The 19,523-nt window shown below is 37.4% G+C and carries 18 protein-coding genes; 9 read left to right on the top strand and 9 right to left on the bottom strand.

Translation table 11 applies throughout. From position 1 onward, the window contains the following. Window positions 1-11 precede the first annotated feature (11 nt). The 5 genes from gyrB (at window position 12) to surE (ending at window position 5,488) form a co-directional block, all read left to right on the top strand. Window positions 12-2,471: a DNA topoisomerase (ATP-hydrolyzing) subunit B gene (gene gyrB, locus QJV27_RS02720; RefSeq protein ID WP_281447452.1), complete on the top strand. Its 2,460-nt coding sequence runs from the start codon at window positions 12-14 to the stop codon at window positions 2,469-2,471. 126 nt (window positions 2,472-2,597) lie between these two features. After that, on the top strand, window positions 2,598-3,056 hold the full coding sequence (gene nrdR, locus QJV27_RS02725; protein WP_281447453.1) for a transcriptional regulator NrdR: 459 nt from the start codon (window positions 2,598-2,600) through the stop codon (window positions 3,054-3,056). Window positions 3,057-3,084: 28 nt separating this feature from the next. Further along, window positions 3,085-3,603 (top strand): transcription antitermination factor NusB, encoded by a 519-nt coding sequence (gene nusB / locus QJV27_RS02730; RefSeq protein WP_281447454.1) that lies wholly within the window; start codon window positions 3,085-3,087, stop codon window positions 3,601-3,603. Between the two features lie 11 nt (window positions 3,604-3,614). Further along, entirely contained in the window at window positions 3,615-4,574 is a 960-nt protein-coding gene (thiL, locus tag QJV27_RS02735; RefSeq protein WP_281447455.1) for a thiamine-phosphate kinase, read from the top strand. Between the two features lie 152 nt (window positions 4,575-4,726). Then, window positions 4,727-5,488, top strand: a complete 762-nt coding sequence (gene surE, locus QJV27_RS02740; RefSeq protein WP_281447456.1) for a 5'/3'-nucleotidase SurE — start codon at window positions 4,727-4,729, stop codon at window positions 5,486-5,488. A gap of 50 nt (window positions 5,489-5,538) precedes the next feature. Here surE and QJV27_RS02745 read toward each other — a convergent pair whose 3' ends face one another. After that, a complete protein-coding gene (locus QJV27_RS02745) occupies window positions 5,539-5,997 on the bottom strand; it encodes an MlaD family protein (RefSeq protein ID WP_281447457.1) in 459 nt (152 codons plus the stop codon). Between the two features lie 172 nt (window positions 5,998-6,169). Between QJV27_RS02745 and QJV27_RS02750 the strand changes: the two genes are divergently transcribed. The 3 genes from QJV27_RS02750 (at window position 6,170) to QJV27_RS02760 (ending at window position 9,506) form a co-directional block, all read left to right on the top strand. Continuing rightward, complete coding sequence (locus tag QJV27_RS02750) at window positions 6,170-7,012, top strand: undecaprenyl-diphosphate phosphatase (protein ID WP_281447458.1); 843 nt, start codon at window positions 6,170-6,172, stop codon at window positions 7,010-7,012. A 147-nt stretch (window positions 7,013-7,159) separates the two neighbouring features. Continuing rightward, window positions 7,160-8,557, top strand: a complete 1,398-nt coding sequence (locus QJV27_RS02755) for a sugar porter family MFS transporter (RefSeq protein WP_281447459.1) — start codon at window positions 7,160-7,162, stop codon at window positions 8,555-8,557. A gap of 121 nt (window positions 8,558-8,678) precedes the next feature. Next, the gene (locus QJV27_RS02760; protein ID WP_281447460.1) at window positions 8,679-9,506 is read left to right on the top strand and encodes an SDR family oxidoreductase; all 828 of its coding nucleotides are present in this window, start codon (window positions 8,679-8,681) and stop codon (window positions 9,504-9,506) included. Window positions 9,507-9,751: 245 nt separating this feature from the next. On the opposite strand, the gene QJV27_RS02765 is transcribed toward QJV27_RS02760, so the two are convergent. The 8 genes from QJV27_RS02765 to glmU form a co-directional block, all read right to left on the bottom strand. Beyond that, window positions 9,752-11,035 carry an aromatic amino acid transport family protein gene (locus tag QJV27_RS02765; protein ID WP_281447461.1) on the bottom strand — a complete coding sequence of 428 codons (1,284 nt, stop codon included), beginning with the start codon at window positions 11,033-11,035 and terminating at the stop codon, window positions 9,752-9,754. Between the two features lie 177 nt (window positions 11,036-11,212). Beyond that, entirely contained in the window at window positions 11,213-11,992 is a 780-nt protein-coding gene (locus QJV27_RS02770) for a heme ABC transporter ATP-binding protein (RefSeq protein WP_281447462.1), read from the bottom strand. Between the two features lie 5 nt (window positions 11,993-11,997). Further along, window positions 11,998-12,990 carry a FecCD family ABC transporter permease gene (locus QJV27_RS02775; protein WP_281447463.1) on the bottom strand — a complete coding sequence of 331 codons (993 nt, stop codon included), beginning with the start codon at window positions 12,988-12,990 and terminating at the stop codon, window positions 11,998-12,000. After that, window positions 12,983-13,819 carry a heme/hemin ABC transporter substrate-binding protein gene (locus QJV27_RS02780; RefSeq protein WP_281447464.1) on the bottom strand — a complete coding sequence of 279 codons (837 nt, stop codon included), beginning with the start codon at window positions 13,817-13,819 and terminating at the stop codon, window positions 12,983-12,985. The genes QJV27_RS02775 and QJV27_RS02780 overlap by 8 nt, the downstream gene beginning before the upstream one ends. Beyond that, complete coding sequence (locus QJV27_RS02785) at window positions 13,816-14,847, bottom strand: hemin-degrading factor (RefSeq protein WP_281447465.1); 1,032 nt, start codon at window positions 14,845-14,847, stop codon at window positions 13,816-13,818. Before QJV27_RS02785 ends, QJV27_RS02780 begins: the two co-directional genes overlap by 4 nt. 198 nt (window positions 14,848-15,045) lie before the next feature. Continuing rightward, a complete protein-coding gene (gene cynS, locus QJV27_RS02790) occupies window positions 15,046-15,489 on the bottom strand; it encodes a cyanase (protein ID WP_281447466.1) in 444 nt (147 codons plus the stop codon). A gap of 106 nt (window positions 15,490-15,595) precedes the next feature. Beyond that, window positions 15,596-17,419 carry a glutamine--fructose-6-phosphate transaminase (isomerizing) gene (glmS, locus tag QJV27_RS02795; RefSeq protein ID WP_281447467.1) on the bottom strand — a complete coding sequence of 608 codons (1,824 nt, stop codon included), beginning with the start codon at window positions 17,417-17,419 and terminating at the stop codon, window positions 15,596-15,598. Window positions 17,420-17,437: 18 nt separating this feature from the next. Beyond that, on the bottom strand, window positions 17,438-18,763 hold the full coding sequence (gene glmU, locus QJV27_RS02800) for a bifunctional UDP-N-acetylglucosamine diphosphorylase/glucosamine-1-phosphate N-acetyltransferase GlmU (protein ID WP_281447468.1): 1,326 nt from the start codon (window positions 18,761-18,763) through the stop codon (window positions 17,438-17,440). 77 nt (window positions 18,764-18,840) lie between these two features. Between glmU and QJV27_RS02805 the strand changes: the two genes are divergently transcribed. Then, on the top strand, window positions 18,841-19,515 hold the full coding sequence (locus QJV27_RS02805) for an HAD family hydrolase (protein ID WP_281447469.1): 675 nt from the start codon (window positions 18,841-18,843) through the stop codon (window positions 19,513-19,515). Window positions 19,516-19,523: the final 8 nt, after the last annotated feature.

The following is a 19,523-nucleotide window of genomic DNA, read 5'->3' on the forward strand; positions in this document are numbered from 1 at the left end:
CCCTATCAAATATGGTCACCTCGCACGATTCTTCACTACATTCATCCCCTAATTCTAACGAAAATGACCACGATGAATATGGTGCTTCTTCTATTTCTGTTTTAAAAGGGTTAGAAGCCGTTAGAAAAAGACCTGGCATGTATATTGGTGATACGGATGATGGCTCTGGCTTGCACCATATGATATTTGAAATTATTGATAATGCCGTTGACGAAGCACAAGCTGGATATGCCAATCAATGTTTTATAACCTTAAACAACGATGGCAGTGTTACCGTTCGGGATAACGGGCGTGGAATTCCTACAGATATCCATCCAGAAGAAGGGATCAGTGCTGCCGAGGTCGTATTAACAAAGTTACATGCCGGGGGTAAATTCAACCAGAATTCTTATAAGGTTTCCGGGGGGTTACATGGTGTGGGGGCCGCTGTGGTCAACGCATTGTCAGAATGGATGGAAGTGCGCATTTGGCGCAACGGCCAAGAACATATGATCCGTTTTGAAGACGGTGAAACCGTTGACCCACTAAAGGTTATTGGCAAAAGCGACAGTCCCACAGGCACGGAAGTTCGATTTAAACCCAGCGCTCAAGTTTTTACCCATATTATTTTCGAACTTAATATCATTACAAAACGTGTGCGAGAGCTTGCATTCCTAAATTCAGGTATGGAAATCACTTTAACAGATGAGAGAGAAGACGAAGTCCAAAGTGAACGTTTTTTTTACGAAGGAGGATTGGAGGAATTCGTAAAATGGCTTACGCGATCCAAAAATAACTTAACCGATCCAATTACAGGCAGCACATTCCACGAAAAAAGTAATATCAGGGTTGAATGTTCACTAGTATGGAACGACAGTTATAATGAACAAGTTTTATGTTTTACCAACAACATCCCACAAAAAGATGGTGGTACTCATCTGGCAGGGTTTCGACAGGCATTAACGCGTATTGTTACAAAATACGCAGAAAGTACTGTCAACAAAAAAGACATGCAGGCTTTATCTGGTGAAGATATGCGAGAAGGGCTAACGGCAATTTTATCTGTTAAGGTTCCAGATCCAAAATTCTCTTCTCAAACTAAAGATAAATTGGTGTCTTCGGAAGTACAACCTGTTGTTCACAGTTGTATCGCTGATTCACTAGGACACTGGTTTGAAACACATCCCAAAGAGGCAAAAATTATTGTTTCAAAAGCATTGGACGCTGCCTCTGCACGAGAAGCTGCCCGTAGAGCTAGGGAATTAACCCGTAGAAAAGGGGTGTTGGATATTTCATCTTTGCCTGGCAAACTTGCAGATTGCCAAGAAAGAGATCCTTCAAAATCTGAAATCTTTATTGTTGAGGGGGATTCAGCTGGTGGAACCGCAAAGCAAGGCAGAGATCGCCGTTTCCAAGCAATTTTACCTTTGCGCGGAAAAATTTTAAACGTTGAACGCGCTCGTTTTGACAGAATGCTTAATTCTGCAGAAATTGGAACTTTAATTACGGCTTTGGGGACAGGCATTGGGCGTGGGGACGTGGATCAAGGTGGTTTTTCCATTGAGAAATTGCGATACCATAAAATTGTTATTATGACAGATGCTGACGTTGATGGATCTCATATCCGCACACTGTTATTGACTTTCTTTTTTCGACAAATGCCAGAACTTATCGAAAAGGGCTTTGTCTATATTGCTCAACCGCCTTTGTATCGTGCCAAAAGAGGCAACGATGAGCGCTATTTAAAAGATGACCCAGCCTTAGAGCAATATTTATTAAATAAAGCTTTGAATAATACGTCTTTAACTTTGTCTAATGGTCAATTATTGGCAGGGGAACATTTAGAAAACGAAGTTAAAATGTATGCCAAGATAACGCAAAAATTACGTGTCTTAGAAAAATACGCACCTTTGTGGATTTTGGAGCAAGCAGTTATCAGCAAAATTCTAACCCCAGATCCAGCCGAAGGTATGGTTCATATCCCAGATTTTCAAAATCGATTGGATACTCTGTCTCTTGCCAGCGAGCAGGGGTGGAAAGCAACCTATAACGACACAGGTTTAGAGGTAGCTCGTAAAGTTCGTGGTGTTAAAGAGGCATATTACTTACCCATGTCAATTTTAAAAGGGAAAAATGTTCATTGGGTTAACGAACACCAAGACCTGTTAATTAGAGATTTCCATACGAGTGCCGTCCTTCATATAGACAATAAAGAAGAAAAAGTTAGTGGCCCCAGTGTCATTTATGAACGTTTGCTAAGTAGTGGGAAAAAGGGGCTGGCGATCAACCGCTTTAAAGGATTGGGCGAAATGAATGATGATCAATTATGGAATACAACCTTGGATCCTGCAACCCGTACTTTGTTACAAGTAAAAATAGGGGATATTGAGGATGCTGACCAAGTCTTTACAACCCTTATGGGGGATGTCGTTGAACCTAGAAAAGAGTTTATAGTCAATAATGCATTAAAGGTCGCCAATTTAGATATTTAATATTTAACTGTTTACGAAAATAAAGATTTCAATTTTTAAAGAAATCTTTATTTTTGACAGGATTTTCTAGCAACTCCTATTCATAGTGCTTAAATTAAGTTTAAGCTGTATATAAAGGCTGAGTTCATGTTTTGTCCTTTTTGTGGAAACGAAGACACCATGGTAAAAGATAGCCGCTCCACAGAAGATGGAACAGCTATTCGACGCAGACGGGTTTGTACCCAGTGTAATCAACGCTTTACGACATTGGAACGAATACAAACACGTGATATTATGGTTTTAAAACGTAACGGACAACGCGTTCCATTTGATAAAGAAAAACTAATAAAATCCATCGATTTGGCAATGCGTAAACGCCCTATATCCGCAGAAGAAATTGATCAAATTGCCAATAAACTGGAAAAACAATTTGTTGATTCTGGTGAAAATATTATTTCATCAGAATCAATTGGCACAGCAACAATGGAGATGCTAAAAGACATTGATAAAGTTGCCTATGTTCGATTTGCCAGCGTATATTGTGATTTCCAAGTTATTAAAGATTTTGCAGAAATATTACAGACTATGGAACATCATGAAAAATAATTATTTATACATACAAACTGAATTTTAAATGAAGATGACAAATACTAAATTAACCGTAAAACGCCCCCGTACCTTAACACGTATTGCAACCATACAAGCTTTGTTTCAATGGGAGCAGGGCACAGAAAAAGCGGCAAATTTAATTATAGAACAGTTTTTGCTACATCGCCTTGATCCAAAATGTCACGAGGATATTTATAACGAAGGACATGCTTGTATACCAAATATAGATTTGTTTAAAAATATCATTGAAAGTTATATCCATCAACACTCAAAAATTGACGCAATTATTATTAAAGCTTTACCCCAAGATTGGCCCATTCATCGTTTAGATCCCATCATCCGTGCAATTTTACGTGCTGCAGTTACCGAATTTTTAAATAATCAAAACGAACCTCCTACAAAAGTAATTATCAATGAGTATATTGATGTTGCCCACGCTTTTTGTGACGGCGATGAACCTGCTATGATTAATGGGATTTTGGATCATTTAGGTCGTCAATTACGTCATAATAATGATTTAGATTCTTTATCTTCCAATAGTTAATAGCTGTCTTTATGCCAATACGATTAGCACCTGAATTTCAATATATTCATCAGTATTTTAAAAGACTAGCTGGAGCAGGGGCTTTAGATCTGGCTGATGATGCCGCATTATTATCTATCGATCCTAATTACGAATTAGTTATAACTGCTGACGCTATGATAGAAGGAGTTCATTTTTTTCCAAATGATCCGACTGACTTGATTGCAAGGAAGTTACTAAGATGCAATCTGTCAGATTTGGCTGGTATGGGGGCTGATCCAGTTGGATATTTGTTAACCGTGTCTTTACCTGCTACTTGTTTTAATGCATCATGGTTCGAAAAATTTACAGATGGGTTATTACAAGATCAAAGATTTTATAATTTTTCCCTATTGGGTGGAGATACCACCAAGAACCCATCGCATATGGTTTTTTCTGTAACGATGACGGGAAAAGTTATAAAAAACATGGCCTTACGCAGAAATAACGCCAAAGCAGGAGACGGTATTTGGGTAACTGGAACGATCGGCGATAGTGCTTTAGGTTTGCTTGCATTACAAAATAAAATTGTAGACAAAAGCGGATTTTTGACACGACGTTACCATTTACCACAGCCTAGACTTGGATTAAACCTAAATAATATTGCTTCTGCTGGTATGGATATCTCTGATGGATTTATACAGGATCTTGGACATTTAACTCGTGAAAGTCATGTTGGTGCTGTTATTTATACCCACAGAATTCCTTTATCTAACGCAGCGAAAGCATTAGGTCCATCATATTTGGAAACATGCTTAACGGGTGGTGATGATTACGAGTTACTCTTAACTATTTCACCAGAACGTGAACATGCTGCACTGATGAACAGTAAAAAAGCAAACATCACTTTGACTAAAATTGGTTATTGCACGGATCAAAATCAATCAATAGCTTTTTATGATGAGCAAAATAATCTTGTTAGCTTTAACAAAACAGGCTGGAGCCATATATAATATTATAATTGTAATTTCATAATTTTAGTTGGCATAATATATATTATACGTTTTTGTTATAATGAACTAACCGCCTGCCTTTGATTACAGAAATTATAAAATTGTGTTAATTTAATTTATTACGAAATTTAACTACGCTTGGAAAATATTGAATGACTTATCTTTATGATCGTATTTTACTCACCAACGATGATGGTATTGATGCACCAGGTCTAAAAATTCTAGAAAATATCGCCAATAAAATTGCTAAAGAAGTTTGGATCGTTGCTCCCGAACGCGATCAAAGTGGAACCTCCCAATCCATTAGTATTCACCACCCTCTTCGAGCCACAAAAAAACAAGAACGTCACTATGCAGTCAGCGGAACCCCAGCAGATTGTGTAGTTATGGGGGTAAAACAAATTATGTCCAACCCACCCAATCTGATATTATCGGGCGTTAATCGTGGTGGAAATCTTGGAATTGAAACAATTTTTTCTGGAACCGTTGGCGCTGCAATGACTGGATGTTTGCTTAATATTCCCTCAATTGCATTAAGTCAAAACTTTACGGATGGACAAGAAATCTGTTGGGAAACAGCTTATCATCATGGTCCAAAAATACTCGAAGATCTATCTAAACGATCTTGGTATCAACCCCAAAGTTGCTTAAATATAAATTTCCCTGATTGCCCTTATGATGAAGTTAAATCCGTTGAATTTACCACCCAAGGGATTGGATATATTGAAGATGTTGGTGCCGTCAAGAAAACAGATACCCGCCAACAACCCTACTATTGGCTTAATTTTTCCCGCCCCATCAAACCCGATAACAATGAAACTGAAACCCAGGCAATTAATAATAAATCAATTGCCATTACTCCCCTTACCTTTGACCGCACGCATCTATCGTTGTTACAAAAATTAAAATCTTAAATTTGTCATGGGGAATTATACAGTTCCCCTTTCAATTTATTACAACCATTTTACTTGGAAGAAAGATTACCACTATTGAATATGTAATTACTGATCTGCTGCTCGACACTAGTATAAGGTATTGTATTGGTTATAAAATCATCTGGTTTAAAGTATTCCTTTGATTTCCCAGGTTTAATCATTACTGATCCATCATCTGTCATGCTGGTCGAACCAATACTTAGCTGACTATCTTTTGGAAGAAGAATATCCTTATTAATTTCAATTTTAACATCGGCCATAAATGTTTGATTATTTAATCGAATAGAGCGAATAATACCAATTGGTACGCCGGCCAAAATGACACTGCCCCCTGGTTCAATAGTGTTGGCAGATAAAAATTGGGCATGCAAAGGATATCGTTCCCCTTTTACCCCAAATAACATTAATTTTGAGTATGAATAAAAACCAACAGCAACGGCTAGCACCAATGTACTTGCTACATAGGCACTGATTTTATTGCTTTTCATGTATTGCCTCCATCTTTATTCATCTTCAATACTATTTATCAAAATATACAAATTTATATTTATTGCGGAATAAATACATTATAGCCTATTCTTTAGCTACATTTAACCTTTTAAAATACTTATTAAAAATATACAAAGAAAATAGCAGAAAAATAAAAACGGGCCTTCAAATATGTCATTCCTTCAAGCAATTTTTATTGCCATTTTACAAGGTGCAACAGAACTTTTCCCTGTTAGCAGTCTTGGCCATGCTGTTATTATCCCTGCCCTGCTGGGATGGGTTATCAGCCCACAAGATCCGACTTTTTTACCTTTTATTGTCATGTTGCATTTTGGAACTGCCTTTGCACTGTTGATCTTTTTTTGGAAGGATTGGCACGCTTTGTTTCGCGGTGTTTTGGGTAAAGATGGTGCAGCTATTCAACAGCAAAGTATTTATATTGTATTACTATTGATCATAGCAACCTTACCCGCCATCTTAATAGGAGCAATTTTAGAAAGTTATATTCGTCAACTTTTTTCAACCCCAGAAATGGTTTCTATTTTTTTAATTTGTAACGGGTTTATGTTATTCTTTGCAGAGCGTTTAAAAAAGCGATCTCATCCAACAACAACCATGGCTATTGCAAATATGACCCCCAAAGATGCGCTCGTTATTGGATGTTTTCAGTGTCTGGCATTCTTCCCAGGGTTGTCTCGATCGGGGGCAACCATCGTAGGTGGAATTTTACGCAACTTATCACATGAAAATTCAGCTAGATTTTCATTTCTACTTGCACTTCCTATCATTTTAGCAGCTTCTGTTCATCAATTATGGAAAATTCACAGCCATCATATCCCTATTGAGAATATTGGCACATTATCAATTGCTACAATCATTGGTGGAATCACTGCATTACTCAGCACTGCTGTTTTAATGAAATTTTTCCGTGATCATGACAATTGGGCGTTAACCCCCTTTAGCTTTTATTGTATTGCTTTAGGATCAATTAGTTTACTTGTTTTTTTATTTTAAATTTTCACTTTGAAAACTAAGCTTCTAGTAAAATAGAAGCTCTTTAGCAACGCTGCAAATATATATATCAAATCAACTATTTTTAAACTTACCTTGTTTCTATTTCGCTATACACTCTTATGCATATTATTATAAAAAAGAGAGTGTATGATGACAAAAAATACGCCTGAAACAACACAAAACACTTCCTATAACATTATGATGGTTGGCTTTCTTGCCTCACTGGCAGGATTGATGTTCGGTCTTGATATCGGTGTTATGTCGGGGGCAAATGAATTTATTAAAAAAGAATTTGTAGCAACTGATCACGATATTGAAACAATAGTCAGTAGCATGATGTTCGGGGCCGCTCTGGGCGCGTTATCTTGTGGATGGGCATCTGCAAAATTCGGACGAAATCGATGTCTGATTGTTAGTGCCTTAATTTTTATTGCATCTGCTGTTGGATGTGCATTATCCAGAGGTATCGTTGATTTAATCGCATGGCGCTTTATTTTAGGGGTTGCCATTGGTATTGCTAGTACAACTGCGCCTTTGTATATAGCTGAAATTGCGCCCGAAGAAAAACGTGGATCTATGATATCGACCTATCAATTGATGGTTACGATCGGAATTTTCTTGGCCTTTGTGTCGGATACAATTCTAGGGTATTACGGCGCATGGAGATGGATGCTGGGTATAATTGCCTTCCCCGCTATTATGTTCTTAATTGGTCTGTTATCCTTACCAGATAGTCCTCGTTGGTTGGTTATGAACAATCGTAAAAGAGAGGCATACGACGTTTTGTTGGGATTACGTGCTGGTGATCAAAAGGTTGTCAGTAAGGAAATCAGTGATATTGAAGAGCAATTACAAAAACCAACAAAGGGATTTGAGTTATTTAAAACAAACAGTAATTTCAGACGCTCGGTTGGTCTTGGTATTTTATTACAAGTTGTTCAACAATTTACGGGTATGAATGTCGTCATGTATTACGCCCCTCGTATCTTTGCTGATATGGGATATCAAGGCAGCGCGCAATTATGGTTCACAGCCCTTGTCGGATTGGTTAATGTGGCTGCAACCTTTATTGCCATTGGTACTTGCGATAAGTATGGTCGTAAACCAACCCTGTATGCTGGTTTTTTTGTCATGGCATTAGGCCTGGGAATTATTAGCTTTTTAATGAGAAATGGCCATATTGCTGATCCAACAACTCAGTATTTTTGTGTTGCTATGTTATTGATGTTTATTGTTGGTTTTGCCATGTCTGCAGGGCCATTGGTATGGACTCTGTGTTCTGAAATACAACCTTTACAAGGGCGTGATTTTGGGATTGCAGCTTCAACGGTAACGAACTGGTTGGCCAATTTTGTCGTCGGCTATACATTCTTGACGTTGAATAATAATCTGGGTTCTTCGAAAACATTTTTACTTTATGCGCTTTTAAATGTTATCTTTATTGCAGTAACATTTATGTTCATTCCTGAAACCTCAAAAGTCAGTTTGGAAAAAATCGAAGAAAATCTAATGGACGGCAAGCCCTTACGCAAGATCGGTCGCTAGATCTTACAAACAAATACAATACGTGCTTAAAAAATAATTACAAATAAACCTCATAATTTACCAGATCGCCTTTATCGCTTCTGGTAAATTAATCTTTTGTCTCTAAACAAGGATAAAGAATATGCAAGACTTTACTAATATGTTTAAAGATCAATATTTTATTATAACTGGTGGTAACGAAGGACTAGGCGCTGAAGTCTCAAATCTTTTAGCCTGTCGTGGTGCAAAAGGCATCATTATTTGTGGGGTATCAAAGGAAAAGGGTGAAAAGCAAGAGCAACTCTTGAGGGATAAAGGCTGTGATGCTTATTTTGTTCAAGCGGATTTTACCCGTTTTGAAAATTGTCAATTGGTTATTGACGCAGCGGAAAAACGATTTAACGCCATTCATGGTTTGGTAAATTGCGCTGGAATATCCAATCGAGGAACCATTATTGATACAACACCTGATTTATTTGATCAAATATTCAGCATCAATGTCAAAGCCCCTTTTTTCCTAATGCAATATACCATAAAGTTAATGCTGCAAAAAAAGATTGAAGGTTCAATTGTAAATATTTTGTCAATGAATGCCCACGGCGGTCAATCTGAACTTGCAGCATATTCTTCATCAAAAGGAGCATTGGCAACATTAACAAAAAATGTTGCTTTTAGTGCGATGCGCAACCGTATCCGTGTTAATGGCATAAATGTTGGTTGGATGGATACAGTAACCGAACGCAAAGTTCAAGAAAAGTATCATAACGTTTCAGAGCAAGAATTTGAAGAAGAAAGCAAAAAACAACCTTTTGGACGTTTAATCAAACCACAAGAAATTGCAAAGACCGTTTTATTTTTACTTTCAAAAGAGTCAGGACTTATGACAGGCAGTTTAATTGATTTCGAACAAGGAATTATTGGGTGCGGCGATAATGGTATGCCACAGCCTTTGAAACCTTTAGAGCTCTAGGATAATGTTTTAATCTTGCTTAAATTACTTAAAAGAGTTGGTAAATTTTATCCGTACTAACTCTTTATATATGTTGTAATAATTATTTCTCTTTAAAAAATCTACTTTAATTGGGTTTGATCCACTTTTAAAAAAATAATAAAATTAAAAAACTATATCTTAATTACTATTGAAAAGCTTAAGCAAAGTTAAACTTTCTTTTACAAAGTAAGCATCTACTTACTTTGTTTATTATAAACTGTCATCTAAACAAAAAATCTATATATTGCTGCGGAAACGGCAATACACCCCATAATAGTTACGAAAATATTACTGGGTTTCCCTTTATATTTCGCAAGTACAGGTACAGTGTGAATAGCGTACATCGGCATTAGAAATAAAATTATAGCCAATACAGGCCCGCCAATGGATTCAATCATTCCCAAAACACTGGGATTATATGTTGCTACAATCCAAGCAGTTAGCAAAATAAAAATAGAACTGCCATTTTGTAACAATCTATTGGACTTAACACCAATACCTGCAAAATTTAATGTCTTGATTACGACACCATGTATCCCTTCCCTAGCGCCTAGATAATGGCCCAAAAACGACTTGCAAATTGCAACAAAAGCAACAATAGGAGCAACCCATTTCAAAAAAGGTGTATTAAAATGATTAGCAAGATAAGATAAAATTGAAACGTTTTCGACCTTAGCTTCTTGCAAGTTTGCTGGAGTTAAACATAATGCACAACTGAATACAAAAAACATCACAGTCACAACCATCATAATGTTACTGTACTCAATGATTTTAGAGCATTTTTTTTCAGCAAATTGGCCATACTCTTTATGTTTTGCAACAGCCAGAGAGGAAATAATTGGCGAATGATTAAAAGAAAATACAGCAACAGGTATTGTTAACCATAATGTTAATATTAATCCTGTTCCCCCACTTGACGCTGCACCAGAAAAACTTACGTGATGGAATATTTCCCCTGTCCATTGAGGAATTAGAAATAACGCAATAATCATTAAAATAGCAACAAAAGGGTAAACCAATGTTGACATAACTTTAACAATAAGCTGTTCTCCAAATTGTACAATCCCCATCAAAAATACAATTAATAATAATGCAATTATTGATCTGGGGAGTGGTTGTATATGTAATTGATATTGAAAAAAACTTTCAACTGTATTGGTTAAAGAAACACTGTAAACCAATAAAATTGGATAAATTGCGAAAAAATACAATAAAGTTATAAAATATCCCACATGTTTGCCAAATTGTTGTTCAACAACGACCGTAATATCAGCAGCATTTCCACAAAGAACAAAACGACACAAAGCTCTGTGCGCTAAAAAAGTCATAGGAAAAGCTAAAACAGCTAATACTAACAAAGGGATTAATCCGCCAGCCCCAGCATTAATAGGTAAAAACAAAACCCCTGCACCAATTGCTGTCCCATATAAACTCAGCATCCAAATTGTGTCGGAAGATCTCCATTTTGGCATTCGTTCAATGGGGTCGTTAATCTCTTTTTCCATCATAAAATATCACTTATAAAATAAAATTATTCATTATATTTAATTCACAAGCGTTAATATTATTTTAAAAAAAGATGTTTTTGAACATATTTTATTAAGAATTATAAAGTTTTTTTATCAAAATTATTTTTCATGCTTCTGAATTTTACATTTCAAATCGTTTCGAAAACTTTATTTTATCTATGCTGATAACATGACATAAGGTTTTAAGGTATCCGTAGGGTGAATAACCTGTAAATCAGCTTGATACCAACGCGTTAATATTTCTTTCGTTAACACATCTGATGGTGTCCCCTGCGCAACAATGGATCCTTCATTTAACAAATAAATCATATCAGACCATAACGATGCTAGGTTTAAATCATGCACCACCATACAAACATTCAGCAAATATTGCTGTGTCAGCTGTCGAAGCGTTCGTAAAATTTGTTGTTGATGATACAAATCAAGAGCTGATGTTGGCTCATCTAAAAATAACCAGCCCGACGGGCCATCCTTGTGCCATAATTGCGCCAATACCCGAGCTAACTGTACACGCTGCTGTTCCCCCCCTGATAGTTGCATATAATTCTTATGTAATAAGGACTGGCATTGCATTAATTCAATTACATGATCAATGGTCGTTTTATTTAATGGCTCTGACCATGGGGTTCGCCCTAACTTGATCACATCAATAACAGGAATGGCAAAACTAACCCCATTTAATTGTTTCATAACTGCGCGTTTTTTTGCTAGATCATCCCGTGACCAGGCCGTCAAAGCTTTGCCTTGTAATAAACATGAACCATGAGTTGGCAAATGGTACCCTGTCAACAACTTTAAAAGAGACGATTTTCCTGCCCCGTTTGGTCCAATTAAAGCAACAAATTGTCCCAAAGACAAAGATATAGAAACTTCAGACAAAATAGCCTGTTTATTCCTGTAAAATGATATATTTTGAGCAGTAAGATTATTATCCATTTCGATTATTCTTCGCGCTGCTGTTTAAAAATTAACCAAAAAAACCATGGACTTCCTAATAAACTTGTTAACAACCCAACGGGCATTTCAGCAGGTTGTACAACTGTTCTGGCAATAGTATCCGCAATTAACAATAAAATTGCACCGCTTAATGCTGAAATTGGCAAAAGCATCCGATGATCACTGCCTAAAATTAATCGAACAGCATTTGGAATAACTAAACCTACAAAACCAATGATACCACTAACTGATACAGCCGTGCCCACTAATAAAGCACTGAGTATTAACAAGGATCTTTGTGTTTTCTGTATGTCAACACCCAAATAATGAGCGTCTTCCTCGCCCAGCTGCAAAAGATTGAGCCTGGTTGCATAACATTGAATAATAATTGTCGTAACCGTAATTAATAAAGAGGCTATGATCACAATTGACCACTTCGTTTGTCCTAAGCTGCCCATACCCCATAAGGATAATTGCCGTAATTGCTGATCGTTACTGACCCATGATAAAATACCCACCAAAGCCCCACTTAAGGCGTTAATAGCAATACCTACCAACAATAAGCGCGATAAATGCCCCTTTGTAAGATAACTTAATTTAAATATCAAAATAGTTACGAATAAACTGCCAACAAACGCTGCAATCACAGGAAGCCACAAAGATATAAAAGCTGGCAAAGCCATTGGAATTACTAGTGCAACAGATACTGCAAGCCCAGCACCACTGCTAATTCCCAATAATCCAGGATCAGCAAGTGGGTTGCGAAATAATCCTTGCATCACAGCCCCGGAGACAGACAAGGCAATACCAATAACAATTGCCAATATTATTCTGGGTAAGCGAATATTGAACCAGATTTGCCATTCTATGTTCTGAGAATCAAAAGAAAAAAACGATGACCATGGTAAATGCACCGCCCCAATATTGGCCGAAGCTATTACTGATATTAATAATATCAGTAATAATCCAACCATATAACCGTGATAACGTCTATCCATGCTTAAAATTTTGTGCCTTGGAACGCAAATCTTGAATTGCTTGAGGTGTATGAATACCAAAACCTAACAAAGCCATCTGATCAATAATGATCAATTGATGATTTTTTCCTGCTGGTGTTAAAGATAACCCAGGAAGTTTCCATAAATTTTCCTCACCACCTATGGTTTTAATTGCATCTTGATCTGTAATAATAACATCAGGTGCAGCAGCAATCATTCCCTCTTGTGACATGGGTTGATAATTCATCACATTACCCATGGCATTCACCAGCCCTGCCGCATGGATGGCTTCGTCAGCTGCTGTTCCTTTGCCAGCTACTAAATTGCTCATCCCTGTATGGGCCATGATATAAATAACCCGTATAGGAAGCTTAGAACCAGATAACTGAGCAATGTTCTGATTGGTTTTGTCTTGCAGGGCTTTCGCTTCTTTCTGACGATGTACAGCATTCCCAATCGTAGAAATTTTTTCATTTATAACAGACAAAGAATGTTTCCCAGATATAAAGACTACAGGAATACCAACCTTTTTAATCTGTTCAAGAACTGTCGAAGGTTGTGCCAAATTACTGCTGATCACCAACGTTGGTTTTAAGGATAAAATCCCTTCAGTACTTAAGTGACGCATGTATCCAATATTTTGAACTTGCTGTGCTGCATCAGGATGGGTACTAGTACTATCACGTCCAACCAATTCATCTTGAGCACCCAAGGCATAAATAATTTCTGTTACATCTCCACCAATAGAAACAATGCGTTCTTTAGCGTTGGCTTGAAAAACCATCACCATCGAAAACATAAAACAAGTCAAAAACGTCCATATTCTCATGCGACTTGATCCTGAACCAGTAAGGATTCAATTTGATTGCGCCAACGTTGTTGTTCCAAATTACCTTCTGTGCGCTGACCATATAATTGAGCGATTTGAGTACCGTCTTCAGCAAACAATTCAAGGCTGGTCACATACCCTTCTTTCGTTGGTTTACGAGTAATCCAGGTTTCCGTAATTTTATTTTCCATTAAATGCATTGTAAAATCAGCATTAAATATATTTAACCATCCACCTTTGGGTATAAATTGTTCAACAACACCTGTAAAAATCTGTACGCATCCTCGATTACCTATGAAAATCATTATTTCATTTTGATCTTTTTGAATCATATCTAAGAGTCGGGATAGTGCTGTATTTTCAACCTTACTTGCCAGTTTATTACTTACAGAAGCAAAAGCTTGTTGGCGAGTAATATTATGATTATTTAATAGTTTAAAAAATTGATGCACATCTGTCATTGCGCGCCATTCCTCTTCAACCTTTTCCGCATCGAATGCCGTGTTCAATAAAGTTTTGCCGACAGGGGTCACAGAAAAATTACTGATAGATTCAAGAGTGAATTGTGCAATAATTTCATTCCATGCTGTTATATTTGTTTTTTCGATAGCATAGATTTTTAAAACTGAATCCCCATGTGTGTCGAAAATCTGGATTGATTGACGTTCACCATGATGCGTATCTTCTTTTAAGAGAAAAGCACTGGCCCACTGGCGCATAAAAATACGTTGATCCAAAGCGCGTGGATTTAATATTAAACCTGTATGATTGCTAAGCTTTACGTTATCATATCGTCCAACCTGCTCATGCACTGCATATTCATTACGAACGATGCTTTTGGTTTCCCCCACCGTATGCAATGCCTGTAATAAGGCTACAAAATCCTTTTTCATAGGTTTAGCATCATAACCAATACGAATATGTGCTAATTCAGCTTCACTGATCGCCATCATAGTGGCAAGATCACGAGCATATCTCCGTGGATTTTCTGACTTTAATGCCAGATAGTGTTGATAGGTTGATTTCATTTAGATGACCTAATAAAGACAAGTTGAAAATTCCATATGAATCTAATTAGGTCATATTAACCACAAATGAGAACGATTATCAATATTATATGAAATTAATTCTTAATTTCATATTTTATAATAGTGAATTGATAGAAAATTAAAATAAAAAAGCTGGATCGTTTGATCCAGCCCACAATATTTTAATAAAAATCAAACCTAATATACTTTATAAGGTAAGAATTTACCACTCATCACAATATTAACACGATCGCCATTTGGGTCATTTTCACGTTTTAAGTCCATTTTGAAATCAATGGCACTCATTATTCCGTCACCAAATTCTTCATGAATTAACTCTTTGAAAGTTGTTCCATAAACACTTATTAATTCATAAAACCGATAAATAGTCGGGTCTGTTGGCACCGTGGTTGGTAAACTGCCTCTGTATGGGGTCACCATTAACCACTTTTTTTCTTCTTCGCTTAGTTTAAAAATATCGGCAATAACGGATGCTTGTTCTTCATTCATTGTCATTTGTCCCAAACAGGCAGCGGTAACCCATTCTTTGCTACGCCCAACCTTTTGAGCAATATCCGCCCATTTCAAACCTTGATTGACTTTGGCTGCAATAATTTTTTCAGTAACTTCTAAACGATTCATTACGATATCCTTAATATTGTTTTTACTTATATTAAGGATATAAAAATAAACACTATATGTATATAGGCATGATAGTTATTTATAGTTAGTCTAAAGTATTATCCCCTTATTCCACAGTAACTGATTTTGCCAGATTTCTTGGTTGATCAACATCAGTTCCTTTTAATAAGGCAGCTTCATAAGCCAACATTTGCACAGGCACTGTATAAAGCGGTGGCGTAACAAAAGAGTGAACTGTAGGCAATACAACAATCTGTTCAGCGATTGATTTAACACGCTCAGCCCCTTTAGCATCGGTAAAGACTAGTATACGCCCCCCTCTAGCCTTTGCCTCTTGTAAGTTTGATAATGTTTTTTCAAACAAAGGCCCCGAAGGCAATAACGAGATCACTGGCACGGTATTATCAATTAATGCAATTGGACCATGTTTCATTTCACCAGCAGCATAAGCATCGGCGTGAATATAAGAAATTTCCTTTAATTTCAAGGCTCCTTCCATCGCTACGGGAAACATAATACCACGCCCTAGATAGATAACACTTTGAACCTTAGAAATAATTTGAGCCATTGCTTGAATTTGTTCTTGCATTTGTAAGATCTCAGCAACCCGGCTGGGCAAATCTAATAATGCGGTTAAACACTCATCAGCCCGTTCAGAGGATATTGTCCTCCTCGCCTGTGCCATCACCAAAGTCAAACATGCCAGTACTGTTAACTGAGCAGTGAATGCTTTGGTAGAAGCAACAGCAATTTCAACCCCTGCATCCATCCCTAAAACCAAGTCACTTTCACGGGCCATGCTGCTGTGTTCGTTATTTAAAACAGAAATAATCTTCTGTTTTTCTTGCTTTAGTGCACGTAATGCTGCCAATGTGTCGGCTGTTTCCCCCGATTGGGAAACCAATAATCCCATCCCACCTGCTTCAAATGGTGGATTACGATAGCGCATCTCACTGGCCACATCTAAATCAATGGGTAAACGTGCATATTCTTCCAACCAATAGCGACCAATAACTCCAGCATAAAAGGCAGAGCCACACGCTGTAATAATTCCACGTTTTAGGGTTGCCATATCAAATGGCATTTCAGGTAATTCAATCTTGTGCGTTACTGGATTAACAAACCGTCTTAATGTTTGGCCAATCACAACAGGATGTTCATGGAGCTCTTTTTCCATATAATGACGATAACCATCTTTGCCAATAGCACCAGCCATTAACGCTGTCGTTTGAACCTGACATTCAACTGTATTTCCATCCATGTCAAAAAATTCAGCACCTTTTCTGGATAGAACAGTCCAAACCCCATCAGGCATATAAGCAATTTTACGGGTCATTGGGGCCACGGCCAAACTATCAGATCCCAAATACATTTCATCTTCGCCATATCCGACAACCAAAGGGGCACCATGTCTGGCACCGATCATAATATTATCATCGCCTGCAAAAATCATAGCAATTGCATATGCACCTTCTAAACGTTGTAATGCCGCAAAGGCAGCCTCCTTAGGGGCTTTACCTTGTTTAAGATAATAATCAACTAGCTGAACAATAACTTCACTATCTGTTTCACTATTAAAATCTTGTCCAAGATTAACAAGTTCCTGCCTTAAAGTTTCATAATTTTCAATGATCCCATTATGCACTACGGCCACTTGTTGGGTTGCATGAGGATGTGCATTATTTTCAGTAGGTGCGCCATGGGTTGCCCACCGTGTATGACCAATACCAACATGGCCTGATAACGGATGTTGTTCTAAAATACTTGCCAGATTATCCAACTTTCCAGCGGCCCTTCGGCGATCAATCACTGAATTTTCTAAGGTTGCTATTCCAGATGAATCATAACCGCGGTATTCCAAACGGCGTAATGCTGCAAGAATAACAGGTTCGGCTGGCTGGTTTCCTAAAACCGCAACAATTCCACACATTGATTCAACTCCTTTAAATTATTTCTTACGTCCAATTTGGGCGGCTTCTGGTTTATTTACTTGTCTGGCTCGACCAAAAGCCAATGCGTTGTCTGGTACATTCTCAGTAATTACGCTACCAGCTGCAATTAAACTTTTATTACCGATTTCTACAGGGGCCACTAAAATAGAATCTGAGCCAATAAAAGCCTCTTCACCAATAATAGTTTTGTGTTTATTTACTCCATCGTAATTACATGTAATTGTTCCCGCACCAATATTAGTTTTGCGACCTACAACACTATCCCCCAAATAGGTCAGATGGTTAACTTTGGCACCCTCTCCCAATGTCGTTGCTTTTAACTCTACAAAATTTCCAACATGGGCCTCGTTACCCACCACCGCGGCAGGTCGTATACGGGCATATGGTCCAATGGTTGCATTTTGATAAACAATACAGCCCTCTAAATGACTAAAAGAGCGAATTTCTACACCAGAATATACTCTTACTTTTGGGCCAAAAACTACGTGAGGATATATTAAAATATCAGCATCCAATATTGTATCAGCAGATAAAAATACTGTCTCAGGGGCGATCATCGTTACCCCATTATCCATTGCTTGCTTTCTTAGACGTTGTTGAACAATATTTTCCGCAATTGCAAGTTCTGATTTTGAGTTAATACCACTTAATTCCGCTTCTGAAGCCCGTAAAGCTTTGATATGTTTTCCTTCATCGACCGCTATGGAAACAGCATCTACTAAATAATATTCATTCTTGCTGTTATGATTATCAATCTGATGTAACCATTTTTTAAACATTAAGGCTGATGCACACATCACCCCAGCATTGCATAATTTTATCTGTTTTTCTGCTTCCGTTGCATCAGCTGTCTCAACAATACGATGTACCCAGCCCCCTTTTTCTATAACACGACCATATGATTTGGGATCGATACAATCCATTGCCATTAAAACCATGTCAACGTCGTCTTGTTGTTTACAATTTAATAAACGTTGTAATGTATCAGTCGTAATTAATGGGTTATCAGCGTATAAAAACGTTACTGTGCCATCCCCAAAATAGGGTTCTGCCTGCATAGCTGCGTGTGCTGTCCCTAAGCGATCTTGTTGTACCACAACCTGATGGGGTGATGCTAGTTGTGCGAGTTCATCCATATCAGGACCAACAACCACAACTACACGATCAAATACAGTTTCAACTGTGTCTAATAGATACCGTAACATCGGCTTGCCCGCCAAAGGATGCATCGCCTTTGGTTGTTTGGATTTCATACGGGTGCCCATTCCTGCAGCCAAGATAACAGCAACGGAATTTTGAAAAATGTTTGTGGATTTATTCATAACTCGCCATAATATCAATAAAGGTTTGGAAATTATATCCGTTATAATGAATTCTATTTTTTAAGAAAGCAAATATCATGAACGCCCACTCCCGCCCTTTAATTGTATTTGATATGGATGGTACCTTAATCGATAGCCTACCAGACATAGCTGATAGTAGTCGTTATTTGTTACAATCTTATCAATTACCTTCAGTTAATGACCAAACTGTTCGCTCTATGATTGGGGATGGTATCAAAATATTAGTAGAAAGGCTATTAAATCACGCAGGAAACACCACAATTGATTTACACGAAGCAACTCAACGGTTCATTACTTATTACGTTGACCATTCTACCGATTACTCACACGCATTTGATGGTACAATAAAATGTCTGGAAGAATTTAAAAAACGTGATTGGCTTATTGCCCTATGTACAAACAAAATTACCAGTGCTGCGGATCTCATTTTACAACAATTACAATTAGGCTATTATTTCGATATTATTGGCGGTGGGGATCGCTTTGCTGATAAAAAGCCAAATGCATGTCATTTAGAGGGAGTTATCAACCTTCTTCATGCTGATCCTGCACAAACGGTGATGGTTGGTGATCATATGAATGACATTTTAGTGGCTAAACACGCCAAAATAGCAGGCAGCATCTATGCCGCATGGGGGTATGGATCAAGTGAAATTGGGAAACAAGCCACTTGTACCGCAAATTCAATTATTGAATTGCCAGACTTAGCTGAAAAAATCATAAAAAAATAAATTAGAAT

Source organism: Commensalibacter oyaizuii (assembly GCF_029953265.1).
In the GTDB taxonomy this organism is placed as follows: domain Bacteria; phylum Pseudomonadota; class Alphaproteobacteria; order Acetobacterales; family Acetobacteraceae; genus Commensalibacter; species Commensalibacter oyaizuii.

Bases quoted from the DNA above. Each gene is read 5' to 3' on its own strand.
- gyrB (WP_281447452.1), top strand. From the start codon at position 12: ATGGTCACCTCGCACGATTCTTCACTACATTCATCCCCTAATTCTAAC.
- nrdR (WP_281447453.1), top strand. From the start codon at position 2,598: ATGTTTTGTCCTTTTTGTGGAAACGAAGACACCATGGTAAAAGATAGC.
- nusB (WP_281447454.1), top strand. From the start codon at position 3,085: ATGAAGATGACAAATACTAAATTAACCGTAAAACGCCCCCGTACCTTA.
- thiL (WP_281447455.1), top strand. From the start codon at position 3,615: ATGCCAATACGATTAGCACCTGAATTTCAATATATTCATCAGTATTTT.
- surE (WP_281447456.1), top strand. From the start codon at position 4,727: ATGACTTATCTTTATGATCGTATTTTACTCACCAACGATGATGGTATT.
- QJV27_RS02745 (WP_281447457.1), bottom strand. From the start codon at position 5,997: ATGAAAAGCAATAAAATCAGTGCCTATGTAGCAAGTACATTGGTGCTA.
- QJV27_RS02750 (WP_281447458.1), top strand. From the start codon at position 6,170: ATGTCATTCCTTCAAGCAATTTTTATTGCCATTTTACAAGGTGCAACA.
- QJV27_RS02755 (WP_281447459.1), top strand. From the start codon at position 7,160: ATGATGACAAAAAATACGCCTGAAACAACACAAAACACTTCCTATAAC.
- QJV27_RS02760 (WP_281447460.1), top strand. From the start codon at position 8,679: ATGCAAGACTTTACTAATATGTTTAAAGATCAATATTTTATTATAACT.
- QJV27_RS02765 (WP_281447461.1), bottom strand. From the start codon at position 11,035: ATGATGGAAAAAGAGATTAACGACCCCATTGAACGAATGCCAAAATGG.
- QJV27_RS02770 (WP_281447462.1), bottom strand. From the start codon at position 11,992: ATGGATAATAATCTTACTGCTCAAAATATATCATTTTACAGGAATAAA.
- QJV27_RS02775 (WP_281447463.1), bottom strand. From the start codon at position 12,990: ATGGATAGACGTTATCACGGTTATATGGTTGGATTATTACTGATATTA.
- QJV27_RS02780 (WP_281447464.1), bottom strand. From the start codon at position 13,819: ATGAGAATATGGACGTTTTTGACTTGTTTTATGTTTTCGATGGTGATG.
- QJV27_RS02785 (WP_281447465.1), bottom strand. From the start codon at position 14,847: ATGAAATCAACCTATCAACACTATCTGGCATTAAAGTCAGAAAATCCA.
- cynS (WP_281447466.1), bottom strand. From the start codon at position 15,489: ATGAATCGTTTAGAAGTTACTGAAAAAATTATTGCAGCCAAAGTCAAT.
- glmS (WP_281447467.1), bottom strand. From the start codon at position 17,419: ATGTGTGGAATTGTTGCGGTTTTAGGAAACCAGCCAGCCGAACCTGTT.
- glmU (WP_281447468.1), bottom strand. From the start codon at position 18,763: ATGAATAAATCCACAAACATTTTTCAAAATTCCGTTGCTGTTATCTTG.
- QJV27_RS02805 (WP_281447469.1), top strand. From the start codon at position 18,841: ATGAACGCCCACTCCCGCCCTTTAATTGTATTTGATATGGATGGTACC.